We start from the raw sequence: 21,450 nt of genomic DNA on the forward strand, positions 1-21,450 counted from the left end.
ATTAAGCTCCATACTGTTTGATAAGTGAATTTACATAGCCTTTGGCTAATTGCTCGCAATGTTCAAATTGATCTTCGTCAGACTTACTCAATACCGCCCTTAACCATAGACCATCGATCATGGCCGCACATAGTTCTGCAGCAAGTTTAGCGTCGGCCTCGCTCATGAGTTGTTTAAACGAACTCATTAAGTTACTAAAAAGGCGGCAACTATTAACATTTTGCAAACGATGCAATTGCGCATCATGCATTGATTGCGCCCAAAAACTTAACCAGGTTTTTGTGGTATCGCTTTGCAATTGTAAGCGCGCAAAGTTTGCCTCAATAATAAACATTAACCTTTTCTCTGGCGTGGTCGTAGCGGTAACACGCTTAATTAGCTCACGCTTTAAGTTGGTTAATAAATAGCGCACAGTGGCTTCTATCAACCCCTGCTTACCACCAAAGTAATGACTAATAATGCCCGACGACAAACCAGCCTTTTTACTAATACTGTTAATGGTTGTGCCTTGTAAACCAAGCTCAGCAACCGACTCAATCGTGGCGTCAATTAGCTGCTGACGACGGACAGGTTCCATTCCAACTTTCGGCATAGTTTTTATTAATTGAACGTTCAATAAAAATAAAGGTTAGAGTAAGTGAACTGATAATTCAAGGTTGACAAACTTTGAACAGCTAAACATATAGTTGCAAAATATACGCTAAGTGATTGTAATAATGTCGTTAAAACAAAATAGAAAAAGATAAAATAAATTAAAAAAATACTTCGTTCTCTAATGAAATAGGGATTAGTTGACTCAAATAAAATACTAAATCGCGATCTCAATAAGCTAATAATGATAGGTCTTGAACTCATAAATCATTAGTTTATGAGTATAAAAAAGCTTGGATATAGTTAGAGAACTAATCAACACTAACAATAAAATGAAGATGACCTTAAAGCATTTCTACTAAGTCAATAAATGCATCTGATTAAACCCATTGGTAATGAATAACTTTTGATATGGATGAAGTGATCTTTAAAGCCAGATTATCAGTACAGTTATAACAAAGCCAAAATAGACCAGGTGTTAAAACTATGAACTAAATTAACACCTATCACTTATTACTACATTATTAACAAAAACTTTTTTCACGTGTTTCTGTTAAGTAATGCTAATTGCCTAACATCCTTAATTGAGGAAGCTTTAAATTTGTCATTAACTAGGCCTGAGAATATTTTTACACTCAAAGTAGCACGTTTACTTTTTTATTTGCTGTTGCTCTCACCCAACTTAGGAAGCGCAAAACTTATAATTGGCATGGTTGGAAAAACGAAAAATGACAGTTTTTATGTACAATCGTACAAAGGGTGCCTTAAGTTCGCCGAATCACACCCTGAGGTCACATGTAGATACGATGGGCCTGATGACTATCAAGATATTCGTACACAAGCTTTAATAATTAACGATATGGTTAAAAGTGGTATCGATGGTTTATTAGTTGCCACCACAGACTCTGATTTTTTGGTTAATCGGGCTTTAAAAGAACTCAACGAAAAAATATCCCTGTAATTACCTTCGACTCTGATTTAAACCCTAAAGACAGTCGTTACCGCTTAGCCTATGTTGGTACAAACAACTTTGATTTTGGTGTCGCTTTAGGTAACCAAGTTAAAGTATTAATTGATACAAAAAGTAAAAATATTTGTATTCAGTCAGGACACCAAACAGCACCTAACTTAAACAAACGTATCGCAGGAATTAGATTTGCACTTTCGGGGCAAAGTAAGAAGCGATTATCCGGAGAGAATGGGTGGCATGAGTTTAGCCGCTGCCCTCTTTATAGCTTAGGGAAAAGAGAGGATTCGCTTGAGCAAGTAAAAAGCCTTGTAAAAATGGCAGAAACGCCGGCTATAATCGCCGTTGCTGGGTTTGCACAGTTTAATTCTAAGTACATTGAATTTATGAGCCCGTATAAAGAGAAACTTGGATCAAAAGAATTAATTTTTATTTCTGCTGATACTGAAGAAGTTCAATTAAAGGCGTTAAATAAAGGGTTGTCGTCATCCAATATTGGTCAAAACCCATTTGAAATGGGTCGGTTAAGCGCTCAGTTAATGTATGAAGTGCTCGTAAATAATAAAAAACCAGCGAAAGAATTTTACTTTTTAGATTTTCATTATTGCCAACCAAACAATACAAAAACATGCACCATGAACCATTTTTGGTACTGATATTTAAAAGCTCAGACCTTATAATTAAATATACGATGGTTTTACTGTGACATAAAACCATCGTACTTAACAAAGGCCTTAAGTATCTACGGTTGAAACACTAATTAAACGTCAATCACAACTTTGCCTAGTGCTTTACCACTGGCTAGGTGATCGTGTGCTTTAGCCACTAATTCTAGGCTAAATTCGTTAGCATCAACAATCGGAGTCAATTCACCTGCATCAACAATTTTGGCAAGTTCAGTTAAAATGTCACCATGCTGTTGACGCTTAAAGTTATGTAACATGGGGATCAACATGAACACAACATGTAATGACAGCCCCTTGAAGTGTGCAGGCGTCAAATCTAAATCAAGCATGGCAACTGTGGTAGCAATTTGCCCATTTAGCGCGGCAGCTTCAAAAGAGTTGCTGATATTAGCGCCACCGACTGAATCAAATACAACGTCAAAACCATTGCCTTCAGTGTGCTTGGCAACATAATCTGCAACTTGTTCAGTTCGGTAATTAATAGCCGTAGCGCCTAGCTTTTCCATTAATTTGAATTGCGAGTCAGCGCCGACCGTAGTAAATACGTTAGCACCAAAGTGTTTAGCTAGTTGTAAAGCAATATGCCCAACGCCGCCAGCACCACCATGAACAAGAACGTTTTGACCTTTACTTACACCAGCACGAACTAAACCTTCATAGGCGGTAATCCCTACCAATGGGATTGCAGCAGCTTCACGCATAGAGAGAGTTTTAGGTTTATGAGCAATTAATCTTTCATCGGCAAGCATATATTGCGCAAGCGCGCCTTGTAAATCCGCTAATCCACCAGCACAACCGTAGACTTCGTCACCTACAGCAAACTTAGTAACACCTTCGCCTACTTCGGTAATTGTGCCAGCAAAATCCATTCCCAGTACACCCGGTAATGCCGGAGATAATGGTGCAAGTGCTTCACCCATTTCACGGATCATCATATCAACCGTATTGACACTGGTAGCGGCTACTTCAATCACAACGTGACCGGCTTTAACTTGTGGGTTTGCAATTTCTGCAGCAGTAAAAACATCACTGTTACCAAATTCATTAATTATCATTGCTTTCATGTTGAACACCTCTTTATTGTCAGTGCTTAAAAGTATATTTACATATGATTACTTTGATAATATAGTTTTTATAACAATCAGTTTTTAGATTTCATTGATAATGAACCTAGATCACCTTGCCTTATTTGTACGTTTAGCCACCACCCATAATATTAGTATGGCTGGCAAAGAGCTTGGCCTATCAGCTGCGGTTTCAAGCACTTATATTAATAAATTAGAAGAATCCTTAGGCGTAAAGCTGGTGCACAGAACCACCCGAAAAGTCTCTTTAAGTGAAGAAGGTCAAGCATTTTTGCCTCATGCAGAAGAAGTGTTGGCAAACGTTGCTTTAGCCCGTGCCTCTGTTGGCTCAGGAAGTTTAATCCCGCAAGGGAAGTTAAGAGTGACCGCGCCAGCATCGTTTGGCCGAATGCATATAATCCCAGCATTAAATGATTTTTTAACTCGCTATCCCGATCTCACATTAGATTTACGGCTCAGCGACAGTATAGTAGACATGGTTGAAGGTGGATTTGATATTGCTATCAGAGATGCGGCTCTGGCTGATTCAAGTCTTATCGCGAAAAAGTTAGCCCGTGATAAACGCATTATTTGTGCGTCGCCTGCTTATTTAAAAAAAATATTCTCAGCCGCAGACCCCTGAGCAATTAAGCCAACATAAATGCGTAAACTTACATGGTTTAGATACCTGGCAATTTACAGTGGATAATAAACCGCAAAGTATAAAAACCAATACAATTTTATTTGCAGATAATGGTGAAGCAGTGAGAGATGCATGCGCACAAGGCATTGGTATTACACTTATGTCAACGTGGTGCGCATACGAAAAACTAAAATCCGGCGAGCTGGTGCAGATACTGGCAGATTACCCGCTTATATCTAACACAGCTATTTGGGCAGTCTACCCTAGCGCAAGGCTACTTGCGCCAAAAGTAAGAGCATTTATTGATTACTTCAGCGAGTATTATGGCCAAACCCCGTATTGGGAAAGCAAAACCGATCGCTAATATTAATTAAGCTCTTTTGTTGCTAATATTTGCTCTAATGTGGCCACTAGCTTAGCGGTTAGCTCAGGCTTTAATGCATCAGAGTGTGGCTTAGCAAACTGACCTATATCGTTGTCATAATATAAGCCATTCGCACTTGCGAATCCCTCTGAAAGCGCAGCTTTAATTAATACATCGGCCCCTATTTGCACATCTGAGCCCGCAACCCCATACGCTTGTTTTACCATTTTACTGCCTAAAAATGATTTAGGGTTGACCGCTACAACCATCGGCCCTTTACCTTCGAGGCTAAGCGCCATGTCTCGTGACCACATAGTTAATGCTAACTTACTTTTAGCGTAAACGGTTGTGTCAGAAAGCGTGCTAGGCTGACTGAGCTCTTGTGCTAATAACGAACTTTGCGCTGCTGACGATAAGTTAACCACGCGGCTATGTGACGTTAGAATAGTGAGCAAACGTTTTGTCAACAAATACGGTGCAATAGTATTAACCACAAAACGAATATCCAATGTTTCATTAGAAACCGTATTTGGCACAACATAAACACCAGCATTATTAATTAAAACATCTAACGATTTGTATTTAGCAATGATATTATCGGCTAAGGTTGCCACATTTTGCAGTAGTGATAGATCAGCTAGAAATGTGTCTACCGTCGCATCCGGCATCAAAGTTAATAACTGCGCTTTCGCCGCGGCTAATTTTTCCTCACTTCGACCATGTAATAATACTGTGTGGCCTTGTAAAACCAGCGATTTTGCACAGGCTAAGCCAATGCCATCTGTTGCCCCTGTAATTAAGATAGTTTTATTCATAATGATTGTTCCTAAAGTGAGGTAAAACATTTTCTGCTAATAAGTGCAGGGTATCGGTTATATCGGCTTGATTAAAGCGTAAATTCAACGCCACGTGATTAACTCCGGCTTGCTCCAATTGCATTAAATAGTTAACGAGGTACTCGGTTGAAGCTCTAAGCCCTAAATGCAAAGACGAAGGTGCTTCATTATCACCAGCTAAATCGAAATAGAGCGGCTGCATCACAGGTTGTGGACCGCGGCCAAGCGCTGCCAATTGTTGCTGCCAAGTACCAATTAACTGCCGCTGTAGCTCAACCTTATGAGGGTATAACATACGGCCATCAGCATGCTGTGCAATCCACTCATCACTTTGCTGGCTTTGCCCTGTGATAAGTAAGGGTATTTTGCCAGATGTCGCTTTTGGCAGCATATCAATTTCCCCATTAAACTGACCATAGTCGTTTTTAAACACCGGGTTTGACGTCTGCATCTGGCGGATATAGTCAACACTTTGCGCAAAGCGCTCGCCGCGATTTTCATACTGTAACTGCATTGCAGGATACTCTTGTGGTCTATCTCCAGATGCAACTCCGAGCAACAGCCTACCTTGTGAAAGCACATCAACGCTCGCCGCCGACTTGGCAACATGAGCAGGATGACGCAGTGGTAATACAATACTCGCCACTCCTAACGCAATTTCGCTTGTTTGAGCCGCTAAAAACCCCAGATAAGTAAAGGGGTCAAATAATTGTCCAGCATCACCAAATGAAGGAACATTAAATGGCACATCCCTTAGCCACACAGCAGAAAAACCAAGTTTTTCAGCTAGTTTAACGCGCTCAAGGTGATGCCTCATAGATGGACTATTCTGCTTTGGGTAACTTTCAATTGGCACAACTAAACCCACACTCAAGGAGCCTAACTTAAATACACTGTTATATCCTTTATTTAAGGTTTGAAATTGTGGTTGCTGTGAATTGTGAGCCATAACTACCCTAAAAAATATGAGTCTAAAATATAGAGCAATAGTGTAATTACTCAGCTATAAATTGATAATAACGAAAATAAACGAATCAGTTTATAGCTAGCATTGATAATCAATGACCTTATTGAAAGTTATTTAAAAATACTGGATACTGTTTTTTTATACAGCAATTACAAGTGGAAAAAGTTTTGAAAAAAGAGCTGCCTGCAAAGTATTATTTAGCCCACTTTAAAGAGCTAATAACTTTTATCGAGTCTCAATGTAGACACCTATTAGAACAGCACCACATTGAATTTATTTCCAAAGTAAACCTTTTGAGTGAACAAGGGCAGTGTATGCTCGCGCGTATATTTTCACGTAAACCTGAATTAGTAACGATAGCGAGTCTTAACTACGATGAAATAGCCAACCCTGTACAAGCACTCGACGAATTAATAGAGACTGAGCTTACAAGTCACCCCAATGCACGTCACTACCAACGGGTACTTACTCACTTAACCAAGCCTGCCCTACTTGCGCTACTAGCCCCTTTTGACGCACAACTAAATATAAAAAAAAGCGCCACAAAAGCACAATTAGTAACACAGGCCTGCGATTTCTTTGCCAAGAAACTTGGGTATTTAACCCCTGTATATAATCAATTTATTATTAATAATAGAGCCGATATATATGAATACTTTGAATTTTTATACATCGGCCGGTTAAGCAGTGGTGATATCAATCACCAAAATAGTTTTGTCCTACGTGATTTAGGTGTTAGAGCAACCAGACAAAGCCATAACCAAAGCTTAGCGCGTTTCGACACTTTCGATGAGGCCAAATCAAACTATGCGTTAAACCGCTTTCGCTTAGCATTTAAAAGAGCACAAACTGATGACCACTATCACGATTTAGCTCACAACGTAATTGCGCAACAAGCACAAGGCACACTGGCAATAAACCTTAAAAACAAGCTATTGCTCAGGCTCTATCAGCAACTAAAAAAAACAGATGAAATACTCAGTTTTAATATATTAAACGCCTGTGAAAACAGCCCTGAAGCCACTGAAATACAATTACGTGAACAATATCGTCAAGGTAATAAAGACTGGGTAAAAGCCAAACTTGAAGAGATCATCGAAGATCCACTGACCGATGATCTACTCTATTTTGCTGATGATTTTCTAATGCGTAAGTTTAATAAACAAACCCGCTCTCGCTTAAGTGCAATGCTTGCGGATACCCAGTGTGTAATCGAAATAGATGAAGTTTACCGCGGTGATGTAGAGCAAGGCGTTGCCGAGCATTACACAAAGCAAGGACTGCGCGTATTTTATACAGAAAACACCCTATGGCAGAGCCTGTTTGGTCTCGTGTTTCTGGCACGAACTTTACGTTGAAACTCCTCACCCACCGTGTAACGAGTTTGATTTATTTCCACACGTTTTACGCACTAACAGCTTTTATCACACGCAACACGGGCAGATTGATGCACTACTGGCGCAGTGGCACACAACTGATGATTTACTAAAGCATGTATGCAAAAACGCAGCGCGCTATTTTGATCAAGTAAATGGCCTATTTCGTTGGCATAGCGAGCTGTTAAAACCACTAGAAGTACTGATTTTGAATACCTCTTTAACATCACTAAAAAATCATTTGAAAAATATGACGATGCGCTTTTTAGAACTAAAAGACGGCTACCCTGATTTAATGATTTTAAAAAATAACACAGTTCATTTTGAAGAAGTAAAAGCACCAGGTGATAAACTCAGACGTAATCAGCTAACCACCATCGACAACCTAAAAAAATCAGGATTCGACGTACACATTGCAGCGGTAAATTGGGTTAATGATCCAAACCGTATCTACAGCGTGGTCGATATTGAAACCACTGGAAGCTTAAAAAGGCGGCAACAGGATCACTGAAATTGGACTGGTTAAAATGCAGCATGGCAAGGTTATCGAAACCTGGTCAACATTGATTAACCCGCAAATGCGTATTCCTAAATTTATTGTCTCCTTGACCGGTATTACCGATGCCATGGTAGCCTCTGCACCTAGCTTTAAGCAAATTGCCGATACCTTAGTGAATAAGTTACAAGGCAGTATTTTTGTCGCTCACAATGTCAATTTTGATTACGGCTTTATTCGTAAAGAATGTGAAATGGCGAGCATTAGTTTTAAAATGCCCAAGCTGTGTACTGTGGTGGAATCGCGCAAAGCCTTTCCTGGCCTAAAATCATATTCACTGGGAAATTTGTCCGCACATTTTGAGCTATCTCTGACCAATCATCACCGTGCACTGGCCGATGCAACTGCAACGGCAAAACTACTAAACTTGATCCAGCAAAGCAATAATTAAGCTAAAAACCTTAACCTAAGCGTGTAAACAAAACTTAATTGAAAGTTTGTAAATAATGGCGATATGTTCTAAACCTAAATAGTAGCCTTACATAGGTAGACTTTTATGCCATCATCAAACACTCTTGATAAACACACTGAATTTGCTCGTTCTTTAGCATGCAATAAAGTAAGCACTTTTGCAGCTTTTCATTGGTTAGCTCTTGCGTTTAAAGACATGATGCGAGCGCCAATACTTAGCTTAATTTATGGGTTAATTTTTACAATTATCCCACTGGCCATTGTTTACAGCGCCGTCTATGCTGGCACCTATATTGTTATATTGCCTGCAACAGTCGCGTTTGCCCTAATAGGCCCTGCATTTGCGGTGGGTTTATATGATGTTGCATGGGAGCTTGAAAAAGGTCACTCCCCTACATTATTGCATTCATTAAAATCAATGTTCAGAAACCCTGTGGGTGAATGGGGATTTGCCGTCTTGCTTATGGTGATCATGATCATTTGGATGCGCTTAGCAGCCTTAGTACATGCATTATACCCCACTCATGCCAACCCTACGTTTGAAGAACCTTTCAGCATTTTTAACCTTAGGCACCATCATTGGCGGAATTTTGTTGGTTAGTGTATTTGCGATTTCAGCATTTACGCCACAAACTATGATGGAAAGGCGGGTTGATATCATGACCGCGGTGATGTCATCGATGAATGCTGTTAAAACTAACTTCAGCGCTATGATTGTGTGGTCTGGATGTATTTTTATACTAGTCGCTATCGGTTTTGTCACTGGCGCAACAGGCTTTATTGTCATTATGCCGCTACTTAGTTACGCCAGTTGGCATGGCTATATTGCGGTGATCAAAATCAAAAAATTACGTGGCTATGAATAGCCTTTTATATAAACAGTTGCGCTGGGAGGTAAAGCTCTTGGCGCAGTAGTTTACGCCCTTGTTTGAGTGCATTCTTATATGAAGGCATATTACTCGCATCAATATAACCAAAAAAAAAGTTCAAAATCCTGTGTATGCTGTTGATAATATAAACGCTGCATCGGCGAGGCTAGACCTTGGCCTCTAAACTGTTTAGTAATAAAAATATCACTCACCAATAAACCATCAAAGCCTAACTCTTCACTTACCTCCCCCATAACCATTCCCAAAGGCTGGCCTTTATAAAACGCCATGCTGCATAAGCCTGCTTCAATAGACTCGCTCAATTCTTCTTTATCACTGATTGGCACTATGTTTGCCATTGCTGGGTTTTCTGTTAGAAACTGGTTGTATTCCTGCTCATACCAAGGCCAATCTTTCTCAAGCTCAAAGGGCTGTAAAGAGATATCCGCTTTTAAGGTATTACTCACATCAAGCAATGGTGCTTGGCTACCTAATAAGGAGTCAACAGCGCGAGCACCTGGCAATAACAATAATTGCTGTGCTTGTGGTGACGCAGGTGCTGGCCACACACAAATGTATTTCGGCCTGCACCAGCAAAATACCTTGCGAATATAACTGACAAGTTCTTTTATAACTCATGATTCTTTAATCAAAACAGGCCCATAATTTGGGCCTGTTATATTTATTCAATCATAATAAAATTTAAAATTGATAACTTAACGATACTTTATAGTTGCGGCCAAGTTCTGCAGGGTCAGTTGCTTCAGTTGCTGGCGCTCTTAGATAGCGTTTATCCGTTAAGTTGTCGACTCCTAACCTCACAATGAAACCGTCTAAACTGCCAGTAGCTTGATATTTGGCATTAAGATTATAAACCGTGTATGTATCGGTGCCGTAACCGTATTCTAAGTAGGTATCACTTAAACGTTTTTGCTCACGGTAATGCAGCATTTGTAAGCCTAAATTAAACTGCTCTGTAAACTGGTAGTTCGTATTCCAAGTTATTTTATCAGCAGGCGCTTCTGCATAGGGCTGTTGTGTGTAGTCGATGGTTCCTAAGAAGAAGTTAGGCATGCCTTCAACATCCATATTAATCGTTGCATACCCTAAATACATATCGAGTGATTGGAAGGTATATTGCGCTTCAACTTCAATACCATGACTTAATAATTTACCAATATTTTTAGCGCTATAATCACGGTGAGTCGCAACAGGTATACCATTGGCGGGTTGTGGCCCAGGCGAACCAAGTTGTTTTTCGCCATCGGCATCAAGATAATACATAAATGGCACGTTATCGATGTAATTATTGATTTCGTTATCAAAGTAAATTGCTTTAAAGCTTAAATTATCTGCAAAAGACAGGTTTTGCCAACTCAAACCAAAGCCCATTTCAAGGTTATCTGAGTCTTCTGGTTTAAGGTCAGGCTGTGGTTCGCTGTAACAAATCTTGCCACCAATATGACAGCGCCACTCATCTTGCTTATAAAGCTCTTGCAGCGAGGGCGCTCTGAATGCTTCAGCGCTTTTTAGATATAAATTAAGGTAGTCAGTTACTTTAAAAGTAAGGCCTAGTTCGCTCGATAATTCATTATCATCATTGCTATTAAACTGTTTAAAGTGGTCACTTTCACGTTCATACGCATCAAACCTTACACCCGCGGTAATTAACAAGCGCTCATCAAAAAAATGACTTTGATCAATCAAAGATAATGACCAGTTTTGTGCATCGCTATTGCCGTAGTAAGTAGATTGTTGCTGATCTTGCCACTGAGTTTGATTGAAACTTTCCACATCATATTGCAGTTCTACGGCGAGCTTATGTTTGATAACTCCATCAAAGGTCGATAAGTTGGCAAATCGAATACCTTTACGGGTACTTTGCCCTTCACTGTTACTATCGTAATTTATTTTATTGGTGCCTTGCTCAATATAGCCTTTGGTGATCTTATCGTAAGTTTTTTTAGAATAGAAAGCTTGTACATCTAAATCAACGTAATCGCTTTCTCCTTGATAGATATATTTAAGCATAGCTTCGAGATAATCATTTTTGTAATCTTCAGCCAATGTGGGGTATGCAATGGCTAAATCAAGTCGTTGACCATAAGGTTGATCAACCGATTCCGTTTTACTGTAATCCAGCTTAGTTTTAAGGCTATGATGCGGGTTAAAGTACCAGGTATTTTTTAGGGTGGCATTTTGTCGTTTTGATTTATTTAGGATTTTACTAACTTTTTGAATTTGTTCGTCTTCAGTAGCGCCTTCCTTAGCAACAACATCAATATCATCATACTCAACTTGCCCGAGTGATAAAACAGTATCGCTCACATCATTTAAATAAAACAGATCAGCATTAAAGTCATTCGCGTCTGAAACGGATTGATGTGTTACTGAAAATCGCGAACCAAGGCCTTGTTCACCCCCTAAGTAATCGCTTGCGTCTTTAGTTACTAAACGAATGCTGCCACCGATGGCGCCAGAGCCAACGGTAAGTGAATCAGCACCTCGTAGCACTTGGATTTGTTTTAATTGATCAGGGTTTATACCTAATGAGTTAATTTGCGCTATATTTTGGCTGCCATCAGAATCAATTTTTCGTTTTACATCATCAACTGAGATGTAAATACGCTCGCCATATAAACCGCGAATAGCAGGCTGCCCAGATAAAGGGGTAACACTTCCTGATAATTCAACACCGGGAAGGGTTTTAAGAATTTGATTTAAATCAGCTGCTTGTTGCCTATCTATTTGCTCGGTAGAGAGTACCGACACAGAGCTTGCAACATCTTGATTAAGCGCGGTGATTTTATGGCCTAACACCTCTATTTGCTCTATGGCTTGTTCATCATCATAAGTATCAGCTGTTGTAGCAAGCGTAGAAAAGTTAGCAAGTGCCGCTCCAACACATAGAAAAACATATGTAAATTTCATATTATCACTCCTTAATAAAAATCATTGTCATTTAGTTTTGCGTGGCGATTTTAGAACCCACCCATTGAAATTGCAATAACTAATTACTTATGGTTATATTAAAAAAAGGATTATTAATCCGTAACGCCTTATAAAATTGACTAAATTTCACTGAATATAAAGGGATCTATGATGAATTTTTGCAAACTCTTAATTTTAATTATTACAACAGTCGGGCTATCAACTGCCAAAGCAGCACAATTTGGCGAACCCGTCGATAATACTAATCTGCTAAAAATTTCGACTATAATGACCGCACCAGATAACTATTTAGATCAACCAATCACTATTGCAGGTACAGTTGTAGGCGTATGCGCTAAACGTGGCTGCTGGATGACCATTGCCTCTGACAAACGTTTTGAAAACCTGCAAATAAAGGTTAATGATGGGGATATGGTATTTCCTATGACTGCTAAAGGTAGTAAAGCCATTGCTAGCGGAAAACTAAATAAAATCCAGCTCAACTTGAGCCGTACTAAAGCGTTGTTAGCACATAGAGCACAGCAAGCGGGTAATGAGTTTGATGAAAACTCAGTAACAAAGCCTATGGCAATTTATCAACTTGTGCCTACAGGTGTAGAAATCCTTGAGTAAAACAAGCAGAAAAATAAACTGGTATAAATTAAACCGAAGTTTGCATCGTGATATCGGCTATTTTTGCATTGGTTTAGTGATCATTTTTGCTATATCGGGGATTGCGGTTAATCACAAAGATGACTGGAATCCTAATTACCGTGTTGAGCAAGTTGTAACATCTATATCTGCGCAAAACTGGTCACTTGATAACGATACAGAACTTGCTAATCAAGTACTTGCAATAAGCAAAATTGATGAAAAAGTTAAAACATCTTACTGGGCATCACCAACGCAATTTAAGCTGTTTTTTAAAAATGGCAATAACCTGTTATTAAACCTAAAAGATCAACAATTAATTTATGAAAAAATAGCTCCTCGTCATGTATTTCAAGCATTCAACCGTCTGCACTTGAACGAGACAAAGGCATCTTGGGTTATATTTTCAGATGCCTTTGCGGCTTTACTGATTTTTTTGGCTTTGAGTGGTCTGTTTATGATTAAAGGTAAACACAGCCCTTGGGGGATAAAATCACTGTGGGTGATCAGTGGTATTGCCCTACCCGCAGTTTATATCTTTATGTAAAAGCAGCAAAATAAAGTGAAGGTATAACCTTCACTTTACAACCATTAAAGTTTAAAGCTATCCCATGGGCCGGTAATTGCGAGTGTTTTTGTTGGCGTAAATACATTGACAAACAAAGTGTTACCATCCGGCGAAAAACACGCTCCAGCTAATTCTGTTTGCGCTTGTAATTTTGCAAAGTTATACACTTCACCTTTAGGCGTAACGCCACGTAAATGATTATCGACCACATCAGTGTATTGATCTTCACAGATGATTAAATGACCGTTTGGCGCCACTGTTAAGTTATCTCCAAAGTTATAAAGTGAACCATCGGTGCTTTGTACAAACAGTTGAATTTGCCCTGGAGCTGTTTGTTCTTTACTCGTTCCTTCAAATTGCGATGGCACATACTTCATGACTTGGCCAAGTTGCTTTTTACCGCCATTGGTACAACAAAAATACAGTTCATTATCGCCCCAATGAATGCCCTCACCGCGGGCAAATAATGCCGCTCCTTGCTGGTATCCACGTATACGTAAATCATCTTTCGGACTTTCAGGATTATCTAAATCAATCCACTCAACATCCATGTTTCTGGTGCAATGCCATATTAGCGCCAGCCCAATTTCGGGTATCAAATTGTGGCGTAGTTTTTATCACCATTGCCTGTAGTTGGCCGCCTTTGTGTAATTTACCGTACTCATTAGGAATGAAGCGATAAAATAAGCTGTCGCCTTTATCTTCAGTCAGGTAAACAATACCTGTTTTGGGATCTATCGCGGCAGCTTCATGGTTAAAGCGTCCCATCGCTTTTAATGGCTCAGGTTTCACTAAGCCTTTAGCATTTGCTGGAATTTCAAAAATATAACCGTGATCTTGACCAAAACCGTCGGCTTTAGTTAACGTTGTTTCTTCGCATGTAAGCCAAGTACCCCATGGCGTAATACCACCAGAACAATTTCGAATAGTGCCAATGAGAGATAAGTACTCTTGCTCTTTTTTACTCGTTTTAAGATTATAGATAATATGGCTTGTGCCACCCGGTAAAGCGACGCCTTGTTCATTCGAATCATAAGCCAGCGATGTTTTATGCGTTTGCGCAGCAGCATCTGCTTTAGCTAAATCAGTCGGTTTTAGCTCATGATTTCTAACCAAGGCAACCCTATCATCATCTAGCGTAAAACATCCCATGCCATCAGCGTTATTGGGTACAAATTGACCGTCATCCATTTTCTCACCAAGCTCAGAGATCACCTTGTAACTAAACCCAGCAGGTAAATCTAAAAGCTTATTACTATCTGCAACCAACGGCCCATATGCAGGTAAATTACTGCCTAAATCAGTGACGGGGACTTTACCAAATGCACTACGAGATAACCCTACAAACGCAAGTGTGCCTGCACTAAATAAAAACTGCCTTCTGTTAATCATGTCTGCTCTATGTATAAGTACTGATAAAATTTGCCAACATCATAAATTAAAATCAGCAACAAAAATGGGGCCAACATACAAATTCATAGAAATGTCATAATCTAGAGCGTGAATTATTTACAAAGCCATGCAGCTTTTTCATATTAACAACCAGCTAGCAACCACCAGTAAAAAATAACAGACTGATTTAAATAGGTATTTAAACAATCGAATTACGGCATGGCCATTGCTCTATAAAGGTATGCTCGCTTAGCGATATTTATCTCTAAGCACTTAGTTTTTAATTTAGGAGGAAGTATGAGTAATAGTAAAGTCGCTGAATTTACCGCCCCAGGCATGAATAGTGAATCTGCTGAGCAGACAATTGCCCAACTCGATAACCGCATGGTAGCGCTAATTGATTTACAACTTACCTTAAAACACATTCACTGGAATGTAGTCGGCCCTAGCTTTATTGGTGTACACGAAATGCTCGACCCGCAAGTGGCCGCAGTACAAGAAATGACCGACACTATCGCTGAGCGTATTGCCACATTAGGTGGTGTTCCTGTAGGCACACCTAAGTCGATTGTTGATCGCCGCTCTTGGGAAGATTATTCTATTGGTAAAGGGTTAGTGAAAGATCACCTCGTTGCTCTTGATAAAGTATACAATGGCGTAAATGGCGATCACCGTAAAGCTCTTGAAAAACTATCAGAGCTTGACCCTGTCTCAGAAGATATGATCATCGCGCAACTTGCTGATCTTGAGCAATTCCAGTGGTTTGTACGTGCTCACATTGAATCATCAACTGGTGAATTACAAAGTTAATAAATCGTAACCAGATCAGCAAAAGCCCAAATAACTTAGTTGTTTGGGCTTTTAATTTTGTAGCCAAAAATAAATAAAGCAGTAAAGCTTTTAGTACCATTTTAAGCGAGTGAGTAATCACAAACAAAACAAAAGCCACATAAGCTAAATACTACAACCACCCCTTGTGTTTAAAAAATAAATAAGGTGCAAAACCAGAGAGCAACATCACCCCAATCGCAAACGGATACCCCCACGCCCACTCAAGTTCAGGCATGCGATTAAAATTCATACCGTAAACACTGGCCACCACAGTTGGCGGTAAAAATACCACGGAGGCAATCGAGAAAGTTTTAATTATTTGGTTTTGCTCAATATTAATAAAACCTTGAGTGGAATCCATGAGGAAATTAACCTTATCAAATAAAAAGGTACAGTGTGACATTAGAGTATCTATATCAAGCACAATCTCTCTTAAAGATTCGCGATCCTCACCTTGTACACCTAACTGACGTATCAAGAATGAAATATTGCGCCGAGTATCCATTAAGCATAAACGCACTTTACCATTGGCATCTTCTAATCGTGCGATACGACTGATGGCTTCCTCTAAATCAGAGCCATCTTCTTCAAGAACATAAGCACTGAGTTTCTCTAACTGATGATGCATATCTTCTAACATGTCTGCATGGTTTTCGACTTTTTGATCAAATAATGTTACCAGTAATTGTTTTGCCGTATCACACATGACCTGACCTTTTCGGGCTCTTAAACGTAATAATCGAAAGTCAGCGAGCTCATCATCACGAATAGTCAGTAAACAATTATCTTTAAGTAAACAAGCCACAGTGACGGTATTAAACCGCCCTTCATTTGGCGACATAAATAATGCATGTACATGCAAGCCTTCATTGTCAATAAAGCATCGCGACGAAGCCTCAATCTCTTGAACATCTCCAGACTCAGGGAACGTTATATCGAGTGTTTTTGCTAGAATATTACGCTCATCCTCTGTGGGTTTGATAGTGTCAATCCAATGTGCACTTCTAATTAATGTTTCTATAGGAGTATCAGCGGAAGGCTCTAACTCATTAATCACTCCCTGTTCGATAGAAAAAAATCTCAGCATACACTTCTCCAATAAAAACAAGACAGCCTAAGTATATGTAACAGATCATTAATCAACAATGACAATGCATTGCCCAGTAAAGTTATTGTTGTTCAAGCTTTTAAGCCATAACAATGGCTCTGCTATTTGTGCTCTCGGTGCTATCTAGTATGTTCTAAAACTCTAACAAAGATAAAAAAGCTGGGGAAGTATCCAGTTTCTTTATAGTTAACTCTTTTGCTTATACACCATTAATAACATCGCAGGTAGCACGGTGAGACTCACAATAGTTGATACAGCAATACCGCATAGTACTATGATCCCCACACCACGGTACAACTCAGAGCCTTCACCCGGAATAAATACTAACGGTGCTAAACCACATAATGTGGTCATGGTTGACATTACAATCGGCTTTAATCGTGTTTCTAGTGCGCTGATCACCGCTTGATAAGCTTCAATGCCTGCTGCTAAATTGCGGCGACTTTGATCAACAATTAAAATAGGGTTATTCACCACAGTGCCTAATAAAATCAAAAAGCCGAGCATAGTGATCATATCAAATGGCTGATGAAATCCGCCAAACACTGAGCCAAGCGCGTTTATTAAATTCAGCCCTAATAGTCCACCAGCCATTCCTAACGGTACAGTCGCCATAATAAATAGTGGCTGGCCCCAATGCTTAAAAATAGCGACTAACAATAAATAGCATAACGCTAGAGCGACAATAAAATTACCACTGAGGGCGTCGCGTGTTTTCTCTAGCTGATCTGCCGCACCGCCAATACTGATGTTCACCCCTGAGAGTAAATCACCTTGTTGCTGAAGTTGTGGTAACAATTGCTCGCGTACTAATTGCTGCGCACGCTCAAGTGCCACGTCGCGCGGCGGAATAATATACACAGTTACTGTGCGCCGGCCATCTACTCGACGTAAACTGTCGCTGTCTGCTTTTTCATTTAGGTTAGCCAGTGCATTTAACGGCAGTAATCCTTGCGAAGTCACCACCGGCGCTTGCTCAAGCCCCTCTAAACTTTGTTTATTACCGGCTTCAGAGAATATAAACACATCCACTTTATCGTCATCTAAAATAAGTTCATCCACATAAGCACCATCACTTAAAGCTGCGACGGTATAGCCAAGTTCATCAGCAGTCATGCCCACTTCAGCAAGACGTTGCCAGCGCGGCTCAATTTCAATTAAAGGTTGGTCAAGGGTTAATGACGATGGCTCTGAGTCTACTTGTGGATTGTCAAAAACCTCACTGGCAAGGCGGTATACGGCATCGGCAGCGCGGTATAAATCCACTTGCTCGGTGCCACTAATATCTAGGGCAACAGCACGTGTACCGCCGTCATTACTGGAGATAATAGAGCCTCGTGATGAAAACGCCCGCATACCTGGATAACTTTTAAATTTGGCTGTTATAGCGGCCATCATAGCATCAATATGTTCAGCATCGTTGGGCTCACTCAAAAACCAAATATTGCCAACGCCAACTGATAATGAATAGTATTTTAACGAGGGTAAATCTGTTTTCCCCTTTGCAAAGTCACTGCTTGGCGCATTTAAGTGCTGATCAAAATAAATTAATAATTCATCACTAATTTTTTGCATGTGGCTTAAATTATACCCTGGCGGCGCGATCATCATTGAGAACGCTTTGGGCTCTTCCCCTTCAGGTAGGTATTCAGCTTCTGGCATAAATAGCCAAGCACCGCCTATCAAACCAACTACAGCCGTTAACACGCATACAGTGCGCTGAGTCTTAGACGCTAAAAATGACGGGATAAACTTAGGCAAGCGCATGACTTGTGTCATTGCGGCATCTGTTTTAGTAGCGTCTGTTTTTACAGAACAAGCAAATCGCGCCGATGCCGCAGGCACCACTAATAAGGCCACTAACATAGAGGCAATAATCGCCCCTGAGATAGCAATAGCAACATCAGAGTATAATTGCCCTGCTTCTTGCACAATAAACAAAATAGGTGCAAACACCAGTACTGTGGTCATGGTCGATGCTAGCACTGCAGGCCATACTTCTTGTACTCCAACAATGGCGGCGGCAAGTTTTGACAAGCCACGTTGTTTGGCTTGTTCAATATTTTCAAGGACTACAATGGTGTTATCCACCGTCATACCGATGGCAAACGCCACCCCAGCTAATGAAATTACATTAATGGTGCGCTCAAATATCAATAAACCTAAAAATGCGGCAATAGTACAAATTGGTACGCCCATCACGCCTATTAAAGTCGAGCGTGGGCTTTTGAAAAACCAAAACATTACTAACGTTGCCAGCAATGCGCCAATGCCTAAATTGGTCCAAACATTTTTTACCGAGCCTTTTACGTAGCGTACATCATCGCTCAGCAAAGTTAATTGCAGGCCGTTTTGCGCTAATAAATCACGGTTGATACGCGCTACTACCGTGGTCATTTCGTCTTTGATATCCATCACGTTTGAGCCACTTTCGCGGCGCACCGACAGCATTAAATTTCGCTCGCCATCGTTATATGACACATCACGTAGTTCATAGTGATCTAGCTGTACTTTTGCCACGTCTTTTAACCGTACTGTACGCGCTTGATCTTGCGCAATAACGAGTTCTTCAAGTTCTTGTGCTGACTGAAAACGCCCGACCATTCGTAATAAATAGCGGCGCTTGCCGCTGTCGATGTCACCGGCTGATGCATCTTGGTTTCGGCTGCGAATGGCATCTCTTACAGCAACTAAACTAATGTTTCTACTAGCAAGCTTTTGTTGATCTATCAATATCTGAATTTGGTATAACGCCCCACCGCGAACGCTCACTTGTGATACACCCGCAACGCGTTCCATTTCAGGGCGTACATTATCTTGTGCAAAATCCCGTAGCATATCGATATCGATGTTCAGCGGGTTCCCTGCTAGCGGTTTTAACGAAAAGAACATAAATGCGTTAGATGAAAACGAGCTACTGTAAAGTACCGGTTGATCTACGTTTTCAGGGTAGTTAGGCACTTGAGCCAGTGCGTTACTCACATTGATCAGCGCTTCATTTACATCAACACCAAATGGAAACTCAAGCTCAACCTCTGCTTCGCCGGTATTGGCATAGCTCGACATGCGCTTTAAGTTGGGTAATGAACGTAAATAACGCTCTTGCTCTATGAGGATTTCTTTTTCAACATCTTGCGGGGTCGCCCCTGGCCACTGCGTTACCACTGTAATCGTACGCACATCTAAATCGGGGATCATCTGCACAGGGATCTTAAACGCTGCTACAAGCCCTAAAATGCATGAAATAAGCACCACAACAGCCACCAGCGTTGCATTTTTTACCGCGCCTTGGAGCATTATTGAGCCCCTGTTTTCGATACAGCATTAACAACTTGGTCATCTTGCAGTAACTCGTTACCTTGCGTAACTACCCACTGCTCTGGAGTTAAGCCTTGGGTGATCTCAACATAACCGTTTATCCGTGAGCCCACTTGTACACTTTGCCTTGCAGCAACGCCTTCAAAAACAGTAAACACACTAAAACCACCGTCTGGATGGCGTAATAAAGCATCTCGCTCTATGACGACACTAGCTTTTGCCGTTGCTTTTAATGTTACTTCGGCACTGGCTGATAAACCCACTTGTAACTCATCTGAGTTATTTATTGCTAAACGCAGTAAAAAGCTACGATGGCTGGTATCGACCACAGGGACTTTGGCGATTACTGTTGCGGTAAATGCCTCATTAGGACGTGATGCTAAATAAACATCTATCGCTGTTTCACTATCTACAGCTGAAAAATGCTCTTGCGGCACATATAAATCAAGCCATAACTTATCATTACTGACCAATTCAAAGGCGCTTTGCCCACGAGTAACCCATTCACCAATATCGACCAAACGCTTCGCCACAACACCGTTAAAAGGTGCAACTAGTTGATGGTATTTTAGCAGTTGTTGCTGGTAAGTTTGATTTGCTTGTGCTTCGAGTAAACTTGCTTGTGCACCTTTCACTGCGGCTTGTCGTTCAGCCAACTCGGTTTGTGCAAACAATTTTTGCTTAGATAATGACTGCGCCTCTGTAAGACGACGCTTAGCATCATCAACGGTCACTTGCGCACGAGCAACAGCCGCTTCATTTGCTTGTAATTGGGCCTTTATCAGCGCGGAATCTAACGTTAGTAGAGGTTCACCTTGATTTAATTTTTTCCCTGTTTCTGCGTATATTTCGGTGATCACCCCATCAGCAAGCACCGAAAGTTGAGCATGGCGCTGCGCCTTCAATGAGCCCGTGAGTGTTATTTTAGGAGTCAGTTGCAGCTGCTTAACTTGCTGGGTAACCACATTAACGGGCTCTGCAGCAAAAATGAATGCACTAAAAAGTAATAAACTTACATACCTGCAATTTTTATAAATGTTCAAAATAACTCCTTTTTACTACCTAATAATAGAAACTAATGAAAGCCTGCGAGTAATAAACAACTCACCGATTTACCGGAATGTGGCTACTATAGTGCAAACCTGACGAAGTAAACAAGAATCATTTGCAAAACAGTGATTTTAGCAGCAAAATAGTGGGCAATAAAAAGCCATTAAACAACTGGAGTATGTATGCGGCAACAAGCCCTTTATGAGGCCAAACAGTTAGTGTTTCAAAAAAAGTAGTGGTGTTATGTCTACCCTTTCTCATAATTTGAGAG

General features: G+C 40.4%; 17 protein-coding genes and 3 pseudogenes. 10 read left to right on the forward strand and 10 right to left on the reverse strand.

The window, feature by feature from the left end; genetic code table 11:
- Position 1 precedes the first annotated feature (1 nt).
- Positions 2-592: a transcriptional regulator BetI gene (gene betI / locus ACU8V8_RS11985; RefSeq protein ID WP_446887640.1), complete on the reverse strand. Its 591-nt coding sequence runs from the start codon at positions 590-592 to the stop codon at positions 2-4.
- 600 nt (positions 593-1,192) lie between these two features.
- Between betI and ACU8V8_RS11990 the strand changes: the two genes are divergently transcribed.
- Both ACU8V8_RS11990 and ACU8V8_RS11995 read left to right on the forward strand, forming a co-directional pair.
- The gene (locus tag ACU8V8_RS11990; RefSeq protein ID WP_446887641.1) at positions 1,193-1,552 is read left to right on the forward strand and encodes a substrate-binding domain-containing protein; all 360 of its coding nucleotides are present in this window, start codon (positions 1,193-1,195) and stop codon (positions 1,550-1,552) included.
- Positions 1,552-2,214: a substrate-binding domain-containing protein gene (locus ACU8V8_RS11995; RefSeq protein WP_446889635.1), complete on the forward strand. Its 663-nt coding sequence runs from the start codon at positions 1,552-1,554 to the stop codon at positions 2,212-2,214. Before ACU8V8_RS11990 ends, ACU8V8_RS11995 begins: the two co-directional genes overlap by 1 nt.
- Before the next feature lie 104 nt (positions 2,215-2,318).
- Here ACU8V8_RS11995 and ACU8V8_RS12000 read toward each other — a convergent pair whose 3' ends face one another.
- Positions 2,319-3,308: a zinc-dependent alcohol dehydrogenase family protein gene (locus ACU8V8_RS12000; RefSeq protein WP_446887642.1), complete on the reverse strand. Its 990-nt coding sequence runs from the start codon at positions 3,306-3,308 to the stop codon at positions 2,319-2,321.
- A gap of 100 nt (positions 3,309-3,408) precedes the next feature.
- Between ACU8V8_RS12000 and ACU8V8_RS12005 the strand changes: the two are divergent.
- Positions 3,409-4,315, forward strand: a pseudogene (locus tag ACU8V8_RS12005) (LysR family transcriptional regulator).
- Between the two features lie 2 nt (positions 4,316-4,317).
- On the opposite strand, the gene ACU8V8_RS12010 reads toward ACU8V8_RS12005, so the two are convergent.
- Together ACU8V8_RS12010 and ACU8V8_RS12015 are read right to left on the reverse strand one after the other, a co-directional pair.
- Positions 4,318-5,130 (reverse strand): SDR family NAD(P)-dependent oxidoreductase, encoded by an 813-nt coding sequence (locus ACU8V8_RS12010; RefSeq protein WP_446887643.1) that lies wholly within the window; start codon positions 5,128-5,130, stop codon positions 4,318-4,320.
- Positions 5,123-6,100, reverse strand: coding sequence for an LLM class oxidoreductase (locus tag ACU8V8_RS12015; RefSeq protein ID WP_446887644.1), 978 nt, complete (start codon positions 6,098-6,100; stop codon positions 5,123-5,125). Before ACU8V8_RS12015 ends, ACU8V8_RS12010 begins: the two co-directional genes overlap by 8 nt.
- A gap of 185 nt (positions 6,101-6,285) precedes the next feature.
- On the opposite strand from ACU8V8_RS12015, the gene ACU8V8_RS12020 reads away from it, so the two are divergent.
- From ACU8V8_RS12020 to ACU8V8_RS12035, 4 genes and pseudogenes are all read left to right on the forward strand, one after another.
- The gene (locus tag ACU8V8_RS12020) at positions 6,286-7,476 is read left to right on the forward strand and encodes a hypothetical protein (protein ID WP_446887645.1); all 1,191 of its coding nucleotides are present in this window, start codon (positions 6,286-6,288) and stop codon (positions 7,474-7,476) included.
- Positions 7,442-8,005 carry a VRR-NUC domain-containing protein gene (locus ACU8V8_RS12025; protein WP_446887646.1) on the forward strand — a complete coding sequence of 188 codons (564 nt, stop codon included), beginning with the start codon at positions 7,442-7,444 and terminating at the stop codon, positions 8,003-8,005. The genes ACU8V8_RS12020 and ACU8V8_RS12025 overlap by 35 nt, the downstream gene beginning before the upstream one ends.
- Before the next feature lie 16 nt (positions 8,006-8,021).
- A complete protein-coding gene (locus ACU8V8_RS12030; protein ID WP_446887647.1) occupies positions 8,022-8,441 on the forward strand; it encodes a 3'-5' exonuclease in 420 nt (139 codons plus the stop codon).
- A gap of 105 nt (positions 8,442-8,546) precedes the next feature.
- A pseudogene (locus ACU8V8_RS12035) lies at positions 8,547-9,327 on the forward strand (DUF2189 domain-containing protein).
- A gap of 98 nt (positions 9,328-9,425) precedes the next feature.
- On the opposite strand, the gene ACU8V8_RS12040 reads toward ACU8V8_RS12035, so the two are convergent.
- Together ACU8V8_RS12040 and ACU8V8_RS12045 are read right to left on the reverse strand one after the other, a co-directional pair.
- Positions 9,426-9,899, reverse strand: coding sequence for a GNAT family N-acetyltransferase (locus tag ACU8V8_RS12040; RefSeq protein WP_446887648.1), 474 nt, complete (start codon positions 9,897-9,899; stop codon positions 9,426-9,428).
- A gap of 133 nt (positions 9,900-10,032) precedes the next feature.
- Positions 10,033-12,261 (reverse strand): TonB-dependent receptor domain-containing protein, encoded by a 2,229-nt coding sequence (locus tag ACU8V8_RS12045; RefSeq protein WP_301561876.1) that lies wholly within the window; start codon positions 12,259-12,261, stop codon positions 10,033-10,035.
- A 168-nt stretch (positions 12,262-12,429) separates the two neighbouring features.
- Between ACU8V8_RS12045 and ACU8V8_RS12050 the strand changes: the two genes are divergently transcribed.
- Both ACU8V8_RS12050 and ACU8V8_RS12055 read left to right on the forward strand, forming a co-directional pair.
- Positions 12,430-12,894: a DUF4920 domain-containing protein gene (locus ACU8V8_RS12050; RefSeq protein ID WP_301561875.1), complete on the forward strand. Its 465-nt coding sequence runs from the start codon at positions 12,430-12,432 to the stop codon at positions 12,892-12,894.
- Positions 12,887-13,459, forward strand: a complete 573-nt coding sequence (locus ACU8V8_RS12055) for a PepSY-associated TM helix domain-containing protein (RefSeq protein ID WP_441836543.1) — start codon at positions 12,887-12,889, stop codon at positions 13,457-13,459. Before ACU8V8_RS12050 ends, ACU8V8_RS12055 begins: the two co-directional genes overlap by 8 nt.
- Positions 13,460-13,503: 44 nt before the next feature.
- On the opposite strand, the pseudogene ACU8V8_RS12060 reads toward ACU8V8_RS12055, so the two are convergent.
- Positions 13,504-14,872, reverse strand: a pseudogene (locus ACU8V8_RS12060) (alkaline phosphatase PhoX).
- A 297-nt stretch (positions 14,873-15,169) separates the two neighbouring features.
- Here ACU8V8_RS12060 and dps point away from each other — a divergent pair.
- Positions 15,170-15,682 (forward strand): DNA starvation/stationary phase protection protein Dps, encoded by a 513-nt coding sequence (dps, locus tag ACU8V8_RS12065; RefSeq protein WP_192542686.1) that lies wholly within the window; start codon positions 15,170-15,172, stop codon positions 15,680-15,682.
- A gap of 151 nt (positions 15,683-15,833) precedes the next feature.
- On the opposite strand, the gene corA is transcribed toward dps, so the two are convergent.
- The 3 genes from corA to ACU8V8_RS12080 form a co-directional block, all read right to left on the reverse strand.
- Complete coding sequence (gene corA / locus ACU8V8_RS12070; RefSeq protein WP_446887649.1) at positions 15,834-16,790, reverse strand: magnesium/cobalt transporter CorA; 957 nt, start codon at positions 16,788-16,790, stop codon at positions 15,834-15,836.
- A 207-nt stretch (positions 16,791-16,997) separates the two neighbouring features.
- Complete coding sequence (locus ACU8V8_RS12075) at positions 16,998-20,108, reverse strand: efflux RND transporter permease subunit (RefSeq protein WP_446887650.1); 3,111 nt, start codon at positions 20,106-20,108, stop codon at positions 16,998-17,000.
- On the reverse strand, positions 20,108-21,172 hold the full coding sequence (locus ACU8V8_RS12080) for an efflux RND transporter periplasmic adaptor subunit (protein ID WP_446887651.1): 1,065 nt from the start codon (positions 21,170-21,172) through the stop codon (positions 20,108-20,110). The genes ACU8V8_RS12075 and ACU8V8_RS12080 overlap by 1 nt, the downstream gene beginning before the upstream one ends.
- Positions 21,173-21,450 lie beyond the last annotated feature (278 nt).

Source organism: Pseudoalteromonas sp. SaAl2, from assembly GCF_052947895.1.

Coding starts and splice junctions, on each gene's coding strand:
- betI (WP_446887640.1), bottom strand. CDS start 592: ATGCCGAAAGTTGGAATGGAACCTGTCCGTCGTCAGCAGCTAATTGAC.
- ACU8V8_RS12000 (WP_446887642.1), bottom strand. CDS start 3,308: ATGAAAGCAATGATAATTAATGAATTTGGTAACAGTGATGTTTTTACT.
- ACU8V8_RS12010 (WP_446887643.1), bottom strand. CDS start 5,130: ATGAATAAAACTATCTTAATTACAGGGGCAACAGATGGCATTGGCTTA.
- ACU8V8_RS12015 (WP_446887644.1), bottom strand. CDS start 6,100: ATGGCTCACAATTCACAGCAACCACAATTTCAAACCTTAAATAAAGGA.
- ACU8V8_RS12030 (WP_446887647.1), top strand. CDS start 8,022: ATGCAGCATGGCAAGGTTATCGAAACCTGGTCAACATTGATTAACCCG.
- ACU8V8_RS12045 (WP_301561876.1), bottom strand. CDS start 12,261: ATGAAATTTACATATGTTTTTCTATGTGTTGGAGCGGCACTTGCTAAC.
- ACU8V8_RS12050 (WP_301561875.1), top strand. CDS start 12,430: ATGATGAATTTTTGCAAACTCTTAATTTTAATTATTACAACAGTCGGG.
- dps (WP_192542686.1), top strand. CDS start 15,170: ATGAGTAATAGTAAAGTCGCTGAATTTACCGCCCCAGGCATGAATAGT.
- corA (WP_446887649.1), bottom strand. CDS start 16,790: ATGCTGAGATTTTTTTCTATCGAACAGGGAGTGATTAATGAGTTAGAG.
- ACU8V8_RS12075 (WP_446887650.1), bottom strand. CDS start 20,108: ATGCTCCAAGGCGCGGTAAAAAATGCAACGCTGGTGGCTGTTGTGGTG.